Raw genomic sequence first — 14,827 nt, 5'->3', positions numbered from 1 at the left:
GGAACGGTGTTCCATGACAAGCGCGCTATACCCGCATGGATCGGGATCTAAACCTGAGGAGCCGTCATGAATTCGCGATCGACCGCGACCGACAAGACGCTGGCGATGCTGGACGCGCTGAGCGAGCACACCCGGCTCGGCGACATCGCGGCCGCCGCCGGGGTCCCGAAGGCCACGGCGCACCGGATCCTGCAAGGGCTGGTGGCGAACGGCTTCGCGCGGGCGACCGGGACCGGGGAGTACTTCAGCGGCCCGCGGCTGCTGGCGCTGTCCGGCCGGGTGCTGCGGCGGCTCGACCTGCCCGGCCAGGTGCGCCCGCACCTCGAAGAGCTGCACCGCCGCACCGGTCGCACCGTGCACCTGGCACTGCGCTCGGGCGACGAGGCGGTCTACGCGGTCAAGATCGAAGCGGACAAGCCGTACCGGCTCGCCTCCCGGGTCGGGATGAGCCTGGCGCTGCACTGCACGTCGATCGGCAAGGCCGTCCTCGCTTCGCTGCCGGACGAGGAGGTGCGGAAGGTGGCGCGGCGGACCGGGATGCCGCGGCGGACGCCGAACACCATCACCGACCCCGATCGCCTGCTCGACGAGCTGGCGACCGTACGGGCGCGCGGCTGGGCGGAGGACCACGAGGAGAACGAGATCGGCGTATGCGCGAGCGGCGCCGCCGTGGTCGACCACACCGGCGAGGTGATCGGCGGGATCAGCGCCGTCGCGCTCGCCCACGAGGCCACCGGCTCCGACGAGCGGCTCGGCCGCGAAGTGGTCCGCGCGGCCCGAGCGGTCTCCCGCGCCCTCGGGAGCCCGAGCGAGGTGTGAGGGCCCGGGCTTCAGAACGGCATCGGGCGGCGGCCCGCCCTGGCCGAGGCGATGCCTCGGGCCGTCACGAGCCGCCCTCGGCGAGGGACTTGAAGGTCCGCAACTGCTTGCGCATCATGACCAGGTCGCCCCAGGCGAGCGCGCGGCGTCGGACGGCGTCCACGGCGCCGCCTTCGTTCCCGTCGCCGACCAGGAGCGTCGCCCGGAGGCGGGTCCGGCCGCGGTCGACGGGCTCGACGTCGTATACGACGACGAAGGGGCCGAACAGCCGCAGCGCCCGCGGGGCGGTCATCTTCAGCGTGAGGTGCACGTTCGGCTGGAAATCGACCAGCGTGAAGATGGTCATGAACTCCTGCCCGATCTCCAGCCGATCCGCGCCCGGCGTGAGGCTTCGCGGGCTGCGGCGGCCCCGGTTGTCCACCAGGTCGTAGCTGTAGGGCGCGACCCTCATCTGGCATATCCAGCGCCAGACCGTCTCGACGGGGGCGTCGATCGTCACGGCGCGGAACCACCGCTCGGCCGGTTCGGGCGCGAACCGCTCCCCCGGGCACGGCCGCCGCTCGTCGGCGTGCCCGGTCCCCCAGTGCCGGGGCGGCCCGGGGCGGGTCGCCGGTGCTTCTGCCATTGGCCGTCCTTTGCCATGAGTTCCCGGCGCTGACCGCAGCGGCCGGTCGAGGCGGTTCAGCCGATTCGATAGCCGACGCCGGGCGTCGTCGTGATGACGGGTGGTCCGCCGAGTTTACGGCGGAGCCGCCCGATCGTCACCGCCACGGTGTTGGTGAACGGGTCGGCGTGCTCATCCCAGACCCGCTCCAGCAGCCGCTCGGCGCTGAGAAAGCCCGGGCTCGCCCGTATCAGCGCCTCCAGCAGCGCGAACTCTTTGACCGACAGGTCCAGCCGTCGGCCGCCGCGCACGGCGATCCGGCGCAGTGGATCCAGCTCGACTCCGGCGGCGCGCAGGGTCCGGGGGCGGACGTCGGGTCTGCGGCGGGCCAGCGCCTGGACACGCAGGACCAGCTCGGGGAAGTGGAACGGTTTGGCCAGGTAGTCGTCCGCTCCCAGAGTCAGGCCGCTGACGCGGTCGTCGGCAGACCCCGCCGCCGTCAGCATCAGCACCATGGGGCGGTCCTCCCGCTCGGTGGTCATCTGACAGATCGTGTCGCCGTGCAGGCCGGGCAGGTCGCGGTCCAGGACGACGACGTCGTATGCCGTCAGGTCGAGCTTGGCGGCCGCGGACAGCCCGTCATAGGCCAGGTCGACGGCCATCCCCTGATCGCGCAGGCCCTCGGCGACGACGTCGGCGAGCGGCCGCGCGTCCTCGACCACCAGGATCCTCACGCCTTCACCCCGGCGGGGACTCGGACCGTCGGCAGCGCGATCGACACCCGCAGGCCGCCCTCCGGCCGCGCGGACATCGCGAGGCGCCCACCGTGGGCTTCCGCGATCGCGGCCACGATGGAGAGCCCGAGGCCGACGCCGTTCTCGGATCCGGTGCGGTCGCCGCCGAGCCGCCGGAACGGCTGCGCCAGCCGGTCCACGTCCCGGGGATCGAACACGCGCCCTCCGGTCAGCACCGCCAGACGGACTTCGCCGCCCTCCAACGCGGTCTCGACATGGATCCAACCGCCTTCGACATTGTGGACCACGGCGTTGTCGACGACGTTCGCGACCATCCGCGACACCAGCGGGGCGTCACCTCGAGCGCGCATGCCGTGCGGCAGACGTTCGGTCACGGTCAGCCCTCTCGCCGCGATCTCGGCGGCGCGCTCGGCCAGCGCCCGAGCGGCCGATTCGGACATGTCGACGTCGGTCGCCCTGCCGAGCGCCCCGTGCCGCGCTCGGGCGAGCACGAGCAGGCCGTCGAGGAGATCGTCCACCTGGTCCAGTTGCGGCCGTAGGCGTTCGGCCAACTCGAGTGCCTGCGGCGCCGCATTCGGCTTGGCGGCCGCGACGTCCAGCGACGCCCGTATCGTCGCCAGCGGCGTGCGCAGCTCGTGCGAGGCGTTGGCGACGAACCGGCGCTGGGCGGTGAACGACGCCTCCAGCCGTTCCAGCAGCCCGTCGATGGTGTCGGCGAGGTACTTCACCTCGTCGTCCGGGCCGGTGACCGCCAGCCGCTCGCCGAGGTCGTCGGCCGAGATGCGTCGGGTCCGCTCGGTGATCCGCCGCAGCGGACGCAGCACCCGCCTGGCCAGCATCCGGCCGGCCAGCAGGGAGACGACCGCCATGGCGATCAAGGCCAGCAGCGAACCGATCAGCATGTTCTGGGACTGCTGCGCATCCGATGCGGCCAACTGGTCTTGCAACTCGCGGATGCGCTCCTGGGCCGCGGCCGGATCGCCGCCGGCGGGCGGGTGCTGTCCGGGCACGGCTTCGACGTCGCTGAAGGACCCGCCGGACAGCAGGAAGGCCAGCGCCAACAGGACGGCCCCCGAGGCGAGGAAGACGGCACTGTACAGGATCGTGAACCGGAGTCCGACCGTCCCACCGCGTAGCCTGCTCATCCACCCAGCATGCACGGTCCGGCCTAACAGCGGGATAACAAGCCCGGTTCGGTCCGTGTTATGCCCGGGCCCGTAGAACCGAGGCATGTTCGACAAAGCACTCCTGCAACGCGAATGGGCGGACTTCCGCCGCCCCGGCCGCATCGTCGCCCTGGCGGCGGCCGCCGCCGTCGTGATCTCCTTCGGCCTGCTCTTCGCCTTCGGCAGCCGCTCGGACTGCTCGGGGGCGTGCCCGGGCATCCCGCACGCCGCGGACGGCTCGGTCGTCAGCGACACGTTCTGGTTCCTGCACCGCGACCTCGGCCCGGAAGGCTCGATCACCGTACGGCTGACCTCCATGAACGGCACGATCACCTACCCTCCGCCCGACCACGACGAGATCGTCTCGGGCCTGGTCCCATGGGCGAAGACCGGGATCATCGTCAAAGACGGCCTCGACCAGGGCTCGTCCTACGCGGCGGTCATGACGACCGGCGACCACGGCGTGCGCATGCAGTACGACTACGAGCACGACATCGCCGGAAGCGCGGGCGAGGTCTCACCGGAGTCGCCGCGGTGGCTGCGCCTGACCCGCTCGGGGGACACCATCACCGGTTACGAATCACCGGACGGCGAGCAGTGGAGCACGATCGGCACGGCGACGCTGACCGGCCTCCCCGACACGGTCCAAGTCGGGCTCTTCGCCGCCTCTCCCGGCGACCTCACACTGCGAGAGGTCGGCCTGGGCGGAGCGATCGAGGAGGTCCGCTTCACGCAGGCCACCGGCGTGTTCGACAACATCGACCTGGAAGGCGCGGCCGACGGCGAATGGCAGAGCGATCCGGTCGGCGAAATGAACCACACCGACTGGGAGAAGCACCACAACGCCTCCGGCGCGGTCGAACGGGACGGCGTGATCACCGTCAGCGGCACCGGAGACATAGGTCCGCGCAACGCGGAGGGCGTGCCCGCCGCCAAGAGCCTGTTGTCGGGTCTGGCGATCGCGCTGGCCGTCGTCCTCGTCGTCGCCGCTCGGTTCGGCGCCCGGACCGCCGCTCCCTCGTCCTTCCCGCGTCTGGCCCGCCGTGCGGCCGTCGTCGGTGCCGCGGGCTTCGTGACAGGGCTGGTCTCGATCGGCATCGCGATGCCGGCCGGCATCGCGGTCCTCCAGCACAACGGCATTCCCGTGCAGCCGCTCTCCCCGCTCACGGGCGTCCGCGTCGTCATCGGACTCGCGACAGTGCTGGCACTGTGCGCCGCCTTCGCGTACTGGCTCGGGACGCTGCTGCGGCGCGGATGGGCGGCGAGCGCCGTCGCGCTGGCGCTCATCGCCGTGCCCTACACCGTGACGGCGTTTCCCCTGCTGCCCGACGCCGTGTCGCAATGGCTGCTGCGGCTCACCCCGGCCGCCGGCTTCGCCGTACAGCAGACGGCGACCGAATACCCCCAGGTGGTCGCCCACTACGCGCCGTCCGCAGGCTATTTCCCGCTGCCCGCCTGGGCCGGCATCGCCGTCCTGTGCTGCCATGTCGCGGCGGCGGCATGGTGGGCTTCGAGCCGCAACCGGGGCGGCCGGCGCCTGAACTGGCGCTAGACGAGCGCTCCCGGCCGGTGGCGATCGCTTCAGCGGGCCTCGATCTCACCGAGGAATCCGCGCACGAGCGCGGTGAACTCGGCGGGCCGTTCCAATTGGGGCGCATGGCCGGTGGCCGGGAGTTCGACGATCCGGGCGTTCGGGACGCGGCTCCCGAGCAGCCTGGAGACCTCCTGAATCTCGGGGACGTCCGACTGCCCGTTCACCACCAGGGTCGGGGCCAGGACCTCGCCGAGACGCTCATGGGCCGGCCGCTCGGGCAGGGTGCCGGCGTGCTGCGGCTCGGTCCACTCGCGGCGCAGCCGGTCACGGAACATGGCGACCGACAGGTCCCAGGCCTCTTGCGGCAGATCGTGTTCCGTGCGGTCGGGTCCCGCGACCATCCATCTGATGTGGGCGGTCGCGTAGGCGTCGAGGTCGGCCTCGAGCTCGGGCATGTCGGCGCCGCCGCCGGACCGGTAGCGGGCGCGCCGCTCGTCGGGGACGGTACTGCCGACGCGGGCGCGGGCCTGCTCGATGAAGGAGTCCGGCCAGGGAAGGCCGGGAACGCCCGCGCAGGCGAGGACGAGCCCGGCGACGCGGTCGGGGGCGGCGAGCGCGGCTTCGACCGCGTGGCCTCCGCCGCCGGAGTTCCCGATCAGGACCGCCTCCTCGATCTCCAGTGCCTTCATGAGCCCCAACAGGTCCTGGTGGTGTGAGAACGGTTCGACCGGGGTCTCGGAGTCGCCGTGGCCGCGCCGGTCGTAGCGGACGGTCCGATGGTCGGTGGCGAGCGCGTCGAACTGGTCGTCCCAGGTGCGCCGGTCCGCGAGGTCGCCGTGGACGAGCACGACGGCCGGCCCGGCGCCCGCCTCGTCATAGGCGAGGCGGGTCCCGTTCACAGATACGAAGGCCATGGCAGCACGTTATCGCCCGCCCGCCTTGCATCGCCACATCGTCCACCCGAGTTCCTCATCGTCTTCGCTCCGTTCACCACCGGCCTCGGCGCCGCCCTCGTCGCCATCGCCACCTGGCTGCTCTCCCTGGTCCTCGCCGAGGCCATACGCCGCCGCGGCCACCGGGGCCCGGCCGAACTCCTCCTGCGCCGCCGCGCCTACGGCGGGCCCGCCTGAGAACCGATGCCGGCGGGCAGACGCACCCGAACCGTCAGTCCGCGCGCCGCCTCGCCGGTCGAGATCCGTGCCGTGCCGCCGTGCGCCTCGGCGATCGCGCGGACTATCGCGAGTCCCAGTCCCGTGCCGCTTCGGGTGTCCGGGCCGGACGCCGCCGCGGCCCGCGTGAACCGGTCGAACGGGTCGCCGCTCATGGACGGGGGCAGTCCGGGGCCGTCGTCGACCACCTCGACGAGGGCGGCCCCGGGTTCGGAGCCGACCCGCACGGTGACGGTGGTGCCTCGCGGCGTGTGCGCGGTGCCGTTGGCGAGCAGGTTGTCCAGCAGCCGACGCAGGCTCGACGAGTCGCCGGTCACCGTGACGTCCGGCCCGTCCTCCACGAGCCACCGGCGTTCGAGGTCGCGTACCCGCGCGGCGTCCACCGCCTCTGAGGCGAGGTCGCGGAGCGAGACGGCACCGGTCTGCCGGACGGCGACTTGAGCGGAGCCGGCGAGCGCGAGCATGCCTTCGACGAGTGCGCCGATCCGGGCGGACTCCGATTCGATCCGGGCCATCGTCGTGGCGAGCGTCTGCGGGTCATCGGCGGCGCCGCGCCGGAACAGCTCGGCGTAGCCGCGCACGGTCGCGACGGGCGTGCGCAGCTCATGCGAGGCGTCGGCGAGGAACCGGCGCAAGTCCTCCTCGGCCCGGCGGCGCCGCTCCAGTTCGCCTTCCAGCTCGTCGGCCATCGTGTTGAACGCGGTCGCCAGCGTCCCGGCCTCGGTCTTGGGGCGCACCGGCATCCGCGTGCCCAGCTCTCCCCTCCCGAACCGCCGGGCGACGGTGACCAGACCCGTGATGCCCCGCAGCTGGCGGCCGATGGTCATCCACGCCAGCCCTCCCGTCAGCAGCAGCGTGGCCAGAGCGGTGCTGCCCGACACCGCGACGACGCGCTGCAGCAGCTGACGCTCGGCCGTCGCGACGTCGAGCCCGTCGCGCACCAGGTCCTGCCGCCAGTCCTGCACCGCGCCGATCGTCGCCCCGACCGTGACCACGAGTGCCGTGAGCAGCAGCACCAGCACAGTGACCGTGAGCCTGCGCCGCAACATCAGCGCTCGCCTCCGGATCGCATGACGTAGCCGATGCGGTTCACGGTGTGGATCAGCGGTGTCGGAGCGGTGCCGTCGGGATCGGGCCGACGATCCACCTTGGCCCGCAGGTAGGAGATGTAGGTCTGCACCACGGAGGCGTTGCCGCCGAAGTCGTACTGCCAGACGCGGTCGAGGATCTGCTCCTTGGTCAGGACCTGTCCCGGATGCGCCATCAGCAGCCGAAGCAAGGCGAACTCCGTCGGGGTGAGCTGGATCAGGCGGCCGCCGCGCCGCACCTCGTGCGCCGCCTCGTCCAGGACGAGGTCCCCGACGCGCAAGACGTGCGAGCGGCCGGGCGACCCGAGCCGGCGGGCGACGGCGCGCACGCGCAGCACGAGCTCCTCGATGCTGAACGGCTTGGTCACATAGTCGTCGCCGCCCGCGACGAAGCCCGTGATGCGGTCACCGGGCGCGTCGCGGGCGGTGAGGAAGATGACCGGGGCGTCGATCCCGGCGGCTCGCAGCTCCCGGCACAGGTCGAAGCCGGAGGTCTCACCGAGCATCACGTCGAGGACCATCAGATCCGGGCGGTCGGCGCGGATGCGCTGCCAGGCGGCCGGGCCCGAGCCCGCGACGGTGGTCGCGAAGCCCTCGTACCGCAGCGCGGTCGCGACGAGCTCGGCGAGGTAGCGCTCGTCGTCCACCACGAGGATCTTCGCCGATACGGTCATGCGGGAATTCTCTCAGCCGGCCGTCCCCGCGGCCAGTCCGTTCACCGAGTTCTGCTCGTTCTCATAGAACTTCGGATGAGAACCGGAAGTTCCCGGCGGTGGACTGGAACGCATGATGAGGAACAACGCGCCCCCGGCCCGAGCGAGCCGCTTCACCGACACCGTGCTCAGGCGGTCGCGCCTGGTCGTAGCCGCGCTGATCGCGCTCGTCGCGCTCGGCGGCCTGGCGGCTTTCGACCTCGCCGACCGCGTGACGGAGGCCAACCGGTACCCGGGATTGGCGGCCTGGGAGGCGAACGACGCGATCCATGCCGAGTTCGGAACGGGCGGATACGAGCGTCCGAGGGTCGCGGTCGTCGATCTCCCGGACGGCGCGGCACTCGACGAGGCGGCGGTCCTGGACGGACTCGCCGACGCCTCGGCGGACATCACCGCCGCGACGGGCGCGCGCGTCGTCGGGTACGCCGACGACGCCGATCCGGCGTTCCGCACCGAGCGGGAGGACCTGACCTACCTGCTCGTGTTCCCGCGGTACGCGCCCAGCGGCGGCATGCCGGGCAGTGCCCTGGGCGAGGTGGCCGAGCTGGGCCCGACGATCACCGCGTCACTGTCCGACGCGCTGCCGGCCGGGACGACGGTCCGGGAGACGGGCCTCGACGCGCTCTCGGCGAGCGAGGACGCCGGCGGTCTGAACGTCGCCCTCAAGGTCGGGATCGCGGCCGCGCTCGCGCTCGCGGTGCTGCTGTGGTTCTTCCGCTCGGCGCTCGCGGCGGTGCCGTTGCTGATCGCGCTGCTCGCGATGCCGATCGCCGCGCTCGGGATCTGGGCGCTGAGCCTGGTCACCACCGTGCACGAGACGACCCTCATGATGGCGCCGCTGCTCGCCATCGGCATCGCCGTCGATTACGCGCTCATCGTCACCAGCCGGTGGCGGGAGGCCCGCGTCGCCGGGCTGGACGCCGAGGACGCCGTTCGCGAGGCGATGCGCACCTCCGGACGCGCGATCGCGGTCAGCGCCTTGGCCGTCGCCGCGGGCCTGGCGACGATGATCGTGCTGCCGATTCCGCTCCTCACCAGCCTCGGCCTGGGTGGAACGGTCACCGCCGGGGCCAGTGCCCTGGTGACGCTGACGGTGCTTCCGCTCCTGCTCCGCGCGGCGGGACGCCGGGGCCCGGTTCCACGGCCGGGCGAGGAGGGGCGCGGCTGGGAAAGGCTCGCCAGGTGGAGCATGCGTCGCCGGGTCTCCGTGATCGCCGTCGCGGGAGGCCTGCTGTTGCTGCTCTGCGGCATCGCCACGACGATCAACCTGTCGACGCCGGTGACAGGGCGACTGGCGCAGGACGGGCCCGCGCACGAGGCGCTCGTCGACCTGCGGGACACCGGTGTGCCGACCGGCGTCGTGAGCGCGTTCGACGTGATGGCGCCGGTCGAGGCCGAGGCCGAGACGAAGAGCGCACTGCTCGACGTGGACGGTGTGGCCGCCGTCGTCACCTCGCCGTCCCGGGAGTGGCGCTCGGCCGGGCACGTGCTGCTCACCGTGATCCCGGCGGCCGAGGGAGGGAGCGCCGAAGGCGCCGAGACCATACAGCGGGTCCGCGACGCCGCCTCCGACGATGTGGCCGTCGGCGGCAATGCGGCGCAGCAGATCGACTACGTCACGGCCACCTATGCCGCCTTCCCCTGGATGCTCGCGCTGGTGTGCTTCGTCACGTTCGTCGTCGTCGCGCTGGCGTTCCGTTCGGTGCTGCTGGCGCTGAAGGCCATCCTGCTCAATCTCCTCTCCCTCGGCGCCGTGCTCGGCACGCTCGTGGTCGTCTGGCAGTGGGGCTGGGGCACCGAGGCGGTGCTCGGCGTCGTCCCGGACGGTTCGATCGGAACGTTCGTGCCGGTGACGGTCTTCGCGTTCCTCTTCGGCCTGACAATGGACTACGAGGTGTTCCTGCTCTCCCGCATCAAAGAGGAGCACGAGCGCTCCGGTGACACCGAGGCCGCGGTGGCGCGCGCGCTCGGCCGTACCGGCCGGCTGATCACCGCGGCCGCGGTCATCCTGTTCTTCTCGTTCGCGTCGATGGCGATGACCCGCGAACTGGACGTCGCCGTCTTCGCCAGCGGTGTCGCTCTCGGCATCCTCCTCGACGTCACCCTGGTGCGCGGGCTGCTGGTCCCCGCCCTCATCGCGGCGATGGGGCGGCACAACTGGTGGTTCCCGCGGCTGGGGCGTCGCACTCCCGCGTCTTCCGGGCGGCGCGGCACCGGCGGTGGCGGCGCGCCGTTCCGGGCGGGCCGCCGCTCGGCCGGCGGTTGACCCGAGCCCGCGCCGCGAGGGCCTCCCTCCGCGACGAGCGCGAAAAGAACCCCGGGCCCCTGCGGGGACCCGGGGTTCGCGTGGCACTCATATCGCGGACGCGGTTCAGGCCGCGGCAGGAAGCGTCTCGCGCAACGGCGCGAGCGCGGTGCCACTGCGTGATGTCCAGGATCCGTCGGCGGTGACCACGGCGAAGCCGGGCCGTCGCCGACCGACACCTCACCGCGGCCGTCAGTGCTTCTCTCGGAGCACGGCGCGGCGAGCGCGGTATTCGTCCTCCGCGATCTCGCCGGCGGCGTACATCGTGGCCAAGCGCGCCTCGGCTTCCCGGCGCGGTGCCATGTTCCTGTTGCGGCGGGTCAGCACGATCGCGGTCACGACGCCGCCGACGATCAGCAGCAACCAGGTGATCGGGAAGACCGGCCAGAACGCCGGCCCGTCGCCGAACGGCCCCCCATAGTGTCCGTCCCCGGCGAGTGTGATGAATGCTTCGGTGAACATGAGCGCTCCTTTGTGATTGGATACTCCGACTCTCGCGCTCATCACGGCCTGCGTCATCGACCCCACGACGTACCTTCGTTTACGTTCCAGCGCGTACCCGCACACCGTCCGCCCGCTCGGGTCCGACAGGGCGCCACGCCGGCGCTCGAGGAGGCCGAACACCTGGCCGAGGGACTGGCCGCCGACACCGGGACGTGCCTGCGCCGCTACACGCCGGGGCCCTTACCGGACGTGCCGTCGCCTTCCCTCGCCGACCGGCTGCGGCCGCATTGCGGGACCGGCTGGCGGGCGCGGCCGACCGCCACCGAACGCCTGCGCCTGACCGTCGAGCGGCTCGTGGTCGACGCGATCGACCCGATCGACACCGATCCCAGCCGGATCCGCGGCTTTCTCGATTCCCCGATCCTGTTCGGGCTCCCTCTGCGGAGGGGGTGTGCTCCCTCGCGGGTGGGAGGCGGTTCACGTGGCCGCGCCGCAGGCTTGGGGCATCGCCCCGCCCGAAGGCGGCGGGTCGCGAACAACGAGGATCTATCCAAGAAGGGTAGGGCGTCATGACCGCAGAGATCGTGCCGGGCGGGCGGAGCAGGTTCGGACGGATCCTGCTCGCTTGGCGCACGAGGCTGGTGACGGCGGCAGGCGCGTGGTCGTGCCTGACGGTGGCGTTCGGAGCGCTGTGGACCGCCGATATCGTCGCGAGTCCGCTCGGGACGAACGATCCTCGCAACGGTGAGGTCGGGTCCTATTTCGATGGCCTCGAGCCCCGTCAGACCGGGCTGGTGACCGCCGCGATCGGACTGGCCGGAATCCTCACCGCGATCATGCTGCGGCGAGCGCCCGAACGCCGGTGGCCCGCTTACGGAGCCACCGTCCTCGGGCTGGTGCTGCTCCTGATCGTCCCGGACATCCGAGTGATCCAGAACTTCGCGTACCTGTTCTTCGGTTACACGGGGCTGTGGGACGGCGGGCTCGCCGCCGGTGTCGTGTCGATGGCCGGTGGGTTCCTGTTCGTGGCCGCCGCGGCGGCGCAGCTGGAGCGCGGGGGCGCTCGACTGCTCGCGCGTCACGAACCGCGATGGGGCAAGGCGGCGACCTACACCGCGGCAGTGCTCGCGCTGCCCTATCCCATCGTTCGAATCGCCTGGGGCCTGGGGATTCCGCTGGGCACTTCGGGCGACTCCATCGACGCCTGGGGCTGGCCGGAGCGGGTCGGCATCGTGCTCGTGTTCGGCGGCCTGCCGACCATCGGCGCGATCCTGACGATCGGTTTGATCCGACGCTGGGGCGAGACGTTCCCCCGCTGGATACCGGTGCTGCGGGGACGTCGGGTGCCGATCTGGTTCGCCGTCGTGCCCGGCCTGCTGGCCGCAGCCATGCTCATCCAGATGGGACGGATGTCGTTCGGGACGGCACAGGACATCATGGCCGGCGAGATGCAGTTGGACAACTGGGGAGCGTCGCTGCCGGGCGTGTTCATCCTCCCCTGGGGCCTCGCGCTCACGGCAGCGGTGTACGCCTATGCCGTGCGGCGGTTTCGGCACGACCCTGTCGCCGCCGCACAATGACCAGCGGACCGGACGACAGCGGATGTCGACGGTCACGGCGGGCTCGGCGGTGCGATACCGGTCATCGGTCGGTCCTTCCCCGGTGCCGAAACCCGGCAGGCGAGGCGGGTGGCGAACTCAGTGGCGTTCTCTTCCTGCCGGCGGTTCTGGGACCTGAGGACATCGCCGCCCCGGCTTCCTCCTCACACGGTCCCGAACTGCGAATATCCCTCGCAAGGGGGAGCCGGTTCCCTCGCCGAGGTGGTCTCGACGACGGCTCCGTGACCGACGGTGGAAGTCGACGCCGCCCGAAAGGACCGGGCGGACGCGAGACTGGGAGCCGCTCATGGGCGAACGCGCCGCACCCGACCGAACGAACTCGACCTTCCGGGCCGACTTGGTGCCCACCTGGGCCAAGATCGCCGCCTGGGCGGTCCCGGTGACGTGCCTCCCCTCCATCACCTGGCGTTTGACCATGGCGATCGACGTCATCGCGAACAACGAATACTGCCGGGGAAGCGGGCCGCTGTGGGAGAAGATCTACATCACCGGGGTGCTGCCGACCGTGCAGCTCGGACTCGCGCTGCTCACGATCGGCCTGATCCGCCCCTGGGGCGAGGTCTTTCCACGGTGGATCCCCGGGCTGGGCGGGCGGCGCGTGCCGATCACCGGCGCCGTGGTCGCCGCGACGACCGGCGCGATCCTGGTCGGGGCGGTGTGGACGCTCGGCTTTCTCCCGGACGTGATGTCGTCCTTCTGGGCCGAGCTGGGCTACGACAGGCCGCCGGGCAACTCGCAGCCGCCCGCCGGATGTTCGGACGAACCCCCCGGATGGGAGATCATGCGCTGGTACGTCCCCATGTTGTTGTGGTCGCCACTGCTGCTGGCGGTCACCTGGCACTACCGGCGACGCCGCCTCCAGGAAGGACGATAAGGTCCCGCCTCTCCCGCGGGCGCTCCTGCTTCGCTGCGTCTCCATCGTCGGCACCTCCATCGGGTTCTACCTTCCGCTTTCGGTGGTCCCCCGATTCGCGCAGGAGTCCGGCTCGACCGCGGTCGCGGGACTGCCCACAGTGGCCCTGCTGTTGGCGACCGTCGCCGGCGAACTGGTCACGCCGCGGCTGATCGACCGCATCGGGTACCGGTGGAGCATGGCCGCCGGTCTGGCCCTGCTCGGCGGGCCGACCCTGGTCCTGACGGTCAGCGACCACATCTGGGCGATCGTCGCCGTCAGCCTGGTGCGAGGCGTCGGCTTCGCCGTCAGCGTGGTCGCCGGCGGCGCGGTCACCGCGCTGCTGATTCCGGCCCGCCGGCGCGGCGAGGGCCTCGCGCTGGTCGGAATCGTCAGCGGCGCGTCGGGGATGCTGGCGCTGCCCGGCGGCGTCTGGGCGGCACAGCGCTGGGGCTGCGAACCGGTGTTCGCGATGACGGCGGTGGTCGCACTGCTCGCCCTGCTCTCGGTGCCCGGCCTGCCGCGTCGCGACGCGACCACCGGACCCGGCGGCCGCATAGGCGTGCTCACCGGCCTGCTCAGCGCCGAGCTGATGCGTCCGGCGTCGATCTTCGCCATGGCCTCGGCGGCGACCGGCGTGCTCGTCACCTTCCTCCCCCTGGCCACCGCCGGGCTGCCGGTGTGGGTCGTCGCGGTCGCGCTCCTGACCCATCGCGCGACCGCCACCGCCGCCCGCTGGGTCGCAGGACGACTCGGTGACCGGAGCGGGCAGGGGCGCCTGCTGGCTCCAGGACTGCTGCTGGCCGGGGCGGGCGTGGCCGCCATGTCCGCCACGGGCGCACCGGCCGCGGTCATCGGCGGGTCCTTCGTATTCGGGGCGGGGTTCGGTGTGCTGCAGAACGCCACCCTGTCGCTGATGTACTCCCGCGCCCCGGTCGGCGGCGAAGGCAGCGTCAGCGCCATCTGGAATGCCGCCTACGACCTCGGCATGGCCGCCGGGGCGCTCGGCGCCGGACTCAGCATCACGCCGCTGGGCCACCCGGCGACGTTCCTGCTCACCGCCGCTGCCATCCTGCCCGCCCTCCTCCTCGTCCGCCGGGACCGCCGCGCGTCGCCCGGCGGACCGGAACGACGGTGAACGCGGACGAGGTCTGCGCCTCAGCGGTCGAGTTCGCGCTCGTACCGTCTGGTGGGCACCGGGATCGCACCGCCGGGAATCTCGGCGCGGTAATCGATCGCCCCCACGTCCCGCCAACCCGCTCGCTGGTAGAACGCCTGCGCGCGCGCGTTTCCGTCGACCACCGCGAGCCATGCCCGGCGGTGGCCCGCCGCCCGGACGACGGTCTCCGCGTCGCGAAGGAGCGCCCTCGCGACACCCGTCCCGCGCGCCGCCCGATCCACGAACACCTGCTCCACTTCGTCATCGACGACGGTGGTGAAACCGACGATCACGCCGTCCACCTCGGCGACTCTGGTGCGGGCGATCCGGGCTCGGGCCCGTGGCAGGAACGACTTCCCGGTGCGGTGCGCGTACAACTCCTCCGGGACGAGCCCGGCATGGCCGTCGCCCCACGCCTCGTGCCAGATGGCGGCGATGCGCGGGGCGTCCCCGTCGCGGGCGGCACGTATCGCTCCTGCGAACTCCATACCCAGAGCATAAGCAGGACGGGGCGGAGTTTCGGTCCTCGCCGCCGTCCGCGTTCCCCTTTGAAGGGGAGC

14 protein-coding genes are annotated in these 14,827 nt (G+C 72.1%); 6 read left to right on the top strand and 8 right to left on the bottom strand.

What is annotated here, in order from left to right; all coding sequences use genetic code 11:
- Window positions 1-66: 66 nt before the first annotated feature.
- On the top strand, window positions 67-819 hold the full coding sequence (locus tag YWW_RS0102930; RefSeq protein WP_026928917.1) for an IclR family transcriptional regulator: 753 nt from the start codon (window positions 67-69) through the stop codon (window positions 817-819).
- Between the two features lie 64 nt (window positions 820-883).
- Here YWW_RS0102930 and YWW_RS28010 read toward each other — a convergent pair whose 3' ends face one another.
- From YWW_RS28010 to YWW_RS0102915, 3 genes are read right to left on the bottom strand one after another with little or no spacing between them, the layout of a single operon-like run.
- A complete protein-coding gene (locus tag YWW_RS28010) occupies window positions 884-1,444 on the bottom strand; it encodes an SRPBCC family protein (RefSeq protein ID WP_051325316.1) in 561 nt (186 codons plus the stop codon).
- 56 nt (window positions 1,445-1,500) lie between these two features.
- Entirely contained in the window at window positions 1,501-2,157 is a 657-nt protein-coding gene (locus YWW_RS0102920; protein WP_026928916.1) for a response regulator transcription factor, read from the bottom strand.
- Window positions 2,154-3,323 (bottom strand): sensor histidine kinase, encoded by a 1,170-nt coding sequence (locus YWW_RS0102915; RefSeq protein WP_026928915.1) that lies wholly within the window; start codon window positions 3,321-3,323, stop codon window positions 2,154-2,156. Before YWW_RS0102915 ends, YWW_RS0102920 begins: the two co-directional genes overlap by 4 nt.
- Window positions 3,324-3,408: 85 nt before the next feature.
- On the opposite strand from YWW_RS0102915, the gene YWW_RS28005 reads away from it, so the two are divergent.
- Complete coding sequence (locus tag YWW_RS28005; protein ID WP_035697193.1) at window positions 3,409-4,896, top strand: DUF1349 domain-containing protein; 1,488 nt, start codon at window positions 3,409-3,411, stop codon at window positions 4,894-4,896.
- Window positions 4,897-4,925: 29 nt separating this feature from the next.
- Here YWW_RS28005 and YWW_RS0102905 read toward each other — a convergent pair whose 3' ends face one another.
- The 3 genes from YWW_RS0102905 to YWW_RS0102895 all read right to left on the bottom strand — a co-directional run bounded on the left by YWW_RS0102905 (window position 4,926) and on the right by YWW_RS0102895 (window position 7,809).
- Window positions 4,926-5,792 (bottom strand): alpha/beta fold hydrolase, encoded by an 867-nt coding sequence (locus YWW_RS0102905; RefSeq protein ID WP_026928914.1) that lies wholly within the window; start codon window positions 5,790-5,792, stop codon window positions 4,926-4,928.
- Window positions 5,793-5,989: 197 nt separating this feature from the next.
- Window positions 5,990-7,096, bottom strand: coding sequence for a HAMP domain-containing sensor histidine kinase (locus tag YWW_RS28000; RefSeq protein ID WP_051325315.1), 1,107 nt, complete (start codon window positions 7,094-7,096; stop codon window positions 5,990-5,992).
- Complete coding sequence (locus YWW_RS0102895; protein ID WP_026928913.1) at window positions 7,096-7,809, bottom strand: response regulator transcription factor; 714 nt, start codon at window positions 7,807-7,809, stop codon at window positions 7,096-7,098. The genes YWW_RS28000 and YWW_RS0102895 overlap by 1 nt, the downstream gene beginning before the upstream one ends.
- A 112-nt stretch (window positions 7,810-7,921) precedes the next feature.
- Between YWW_RS0102895 and YWW_RS27995 the strand changes: the two genes are divergently transcribed.
- Window positions 7,922-10,114, top strand: a complete 2,193-nt coding sequence (locus YWW_RS27995) for an MMPL family transporter (protein ID WP_155829863.1) — start codon at window positions 7,922-7,924, stop codon at window positions 10,112-10,114.
- Window positions 10,115-10,345: 231 nt separating this feature from the next.
- Here the strand turns inward: YWW_RS27995 and YWW_RS0102885 are convergent, their stop codons facing one another.
- Window positions 10,346-10,615, bottom strand: coding sequence for an SHOCT domain-containing protein (locus tag YWW_RS0102885; protein ID WP_035697196.1), 270 nt, complete (start codon window positions 10,613-10,615; stop codon window positions 10,346-10,348).
- Window positions 10,616-11,166: 551 nt separating this feature from the next.
- Here YWW_RS0102885 and YWW_RS27990 point away from each other — a divergent pair.
- The 3 genes from YWW_RS27990 (at window position 11,167) to YWW_RS27985 (ending at window position 14,246) form a co-directional block, all read left to right on the top strand.
- The gene (locus YWW_RS27990; RefSeq protein WP_051325313.1) at window positions 11,167-12,177 is read left to right on the top strand and encodes a hypothetical protein; all 1,011 of its coding nucleotides are present in this window, start codon (window positions 11,167-11,169) and stop codon (window positions 12,175-12,177) included.
- 325 nt (window positions 12,178-12,502) lie between these two features.
- On the top strand, window positions 12,503-13,090 hold the full coding sequence (locus YWW_RS0102875) for a hypothetical protein (protein ID WP_051325312.1): 588 nt from the start codon (window positions 12,503-12,505) through the stop codon (window positions 13,088-13,090).
- Window positions 13,091-13,115: 25 nt separating this feature from the next.
- Window positions 13,116-14,246, top strand: coding sequence for an MFS transporter (locus tag YWW_RS27985; RefSeq protein WP_051325311.1), 1,131 nt, complete (start codon window positions 13,116-13,118; stop codon window positions 14,244-14,246).
- Window positions 14,247-14,266: 20 nt separating this feature from the next.
- Here YWW_RS27985 and YWW_RS0102865 read toward each other — a convergent pair whose 3' ends face one another.
- The gene (locus YWW_RS0102865) at window positions 14,267-14,755 is read right to left on the bottom strand and encodes a GNAT family N-acetyltransferase (RefSeq protein WP_035697199.1); all 489 of its coding nucleotides are present in this window, start codon (window positions 14,753-14,755) and stop codon (window positions 14,267-14,269) included.
- Window positions 14,756-14,827 lie beyond the last annotated feature (72 nt).

The sequence above is a fragment of the Glycomyces tenuis DSM 44171 genome (genome assembly GCF_000427885.1).
In the GTDB taxonomy this organism is placed as follows: Bacteria; Actinomycetota; Actinomycetes; order Mycobacteriales; family Micromonosporaceae; genus Glycomyces; species Glycomyces tenuis.
This window is presented reverse-complemented; position numbering and strand designations above follow the sequence as displayed.

Coding starts and splice junctions, on each gene's coding strand:
- YWW_RS0102930 (WP_026928917.1), top strand. CDS start 67: ATGAATTCGCGATCGACCGCGACCGACAAGACGCTGGCGATGCTGGAC.
- YWW_RS28010 (WP_051325316.1), bottom strand. CDS start 1,444: ATGGCAGAAGCACCGGCGACCCGCCCCGGGCCGCCCCGGCACTGGGGG.
- YWW_RS0102915 (WP_026928915.1), bottom strand. CDS start 3,323: ATGAGCAGGCTACGCGGTGGGACGGTCGGACTCCGGTTCACGATCCTG.
- YWW_RS28005 (WP_035697193.1), top strand. CDS start 3,409: ATGTTCGACAAAGCACTCCTGCAACGCGAATGGGCGGACTTCCGCCGC.
- YWW_RS0102905 (WP_026928914.1), bottom strand. CDS start 5,792: ATGGCCTTCGTATCTGTGAACGGGACCCGCCTCGCCTATGACGAGGCG.
- YWW_RS28000 (WP_051325315.1), bottom strand. CDS start 7,096: ATGTTGCGGCGCAGGCTCACGGTCACTGTGCTGGTGCTGCTGCTCACG.
- YWW_RS0102895 (WP_026928913.1), bottom strand. CDS start 7,809: ATGACCGTATCGGCGAAGATCCTCGTGGTGGACGACGAGCGCTACCTC.
- YWW_RS27995 (WP_155829863.1), top strand. CDS start 7,922: ATGATGAGGAACAACGCGCCCCCGGCCCGAGCGAGCCGCTTCACCGAC.
- YWW_RS0102885 (WP_035697196.1), bottom strand. CDS start 10,615: ATGTTCACCGAAGCATTCATCACACTCGCCGGGGACGGACACTATGGG.
- YWW_RS27990 (WP_051325313.1), top strand. CDS start 11,167: ATGACCGCAGAGATCGTGCCGGGCGGGCGGAGCAGGTTCGGACGGATC.
- YWW_RS0102875 (WP_051325312.1), top strand. CDS start 12,503: ATGGGCGAACGCGCCGCACCCGACCGAACGAACTCGACCTTCCGGGCC.
- YWW_RS0102865 (WP_035697199.1), bottom strand. CDS start 14,755: ATGGAGTTCGCAGGAGCGATACGTGCCGCCCGCGACGGGGACGCCCCG.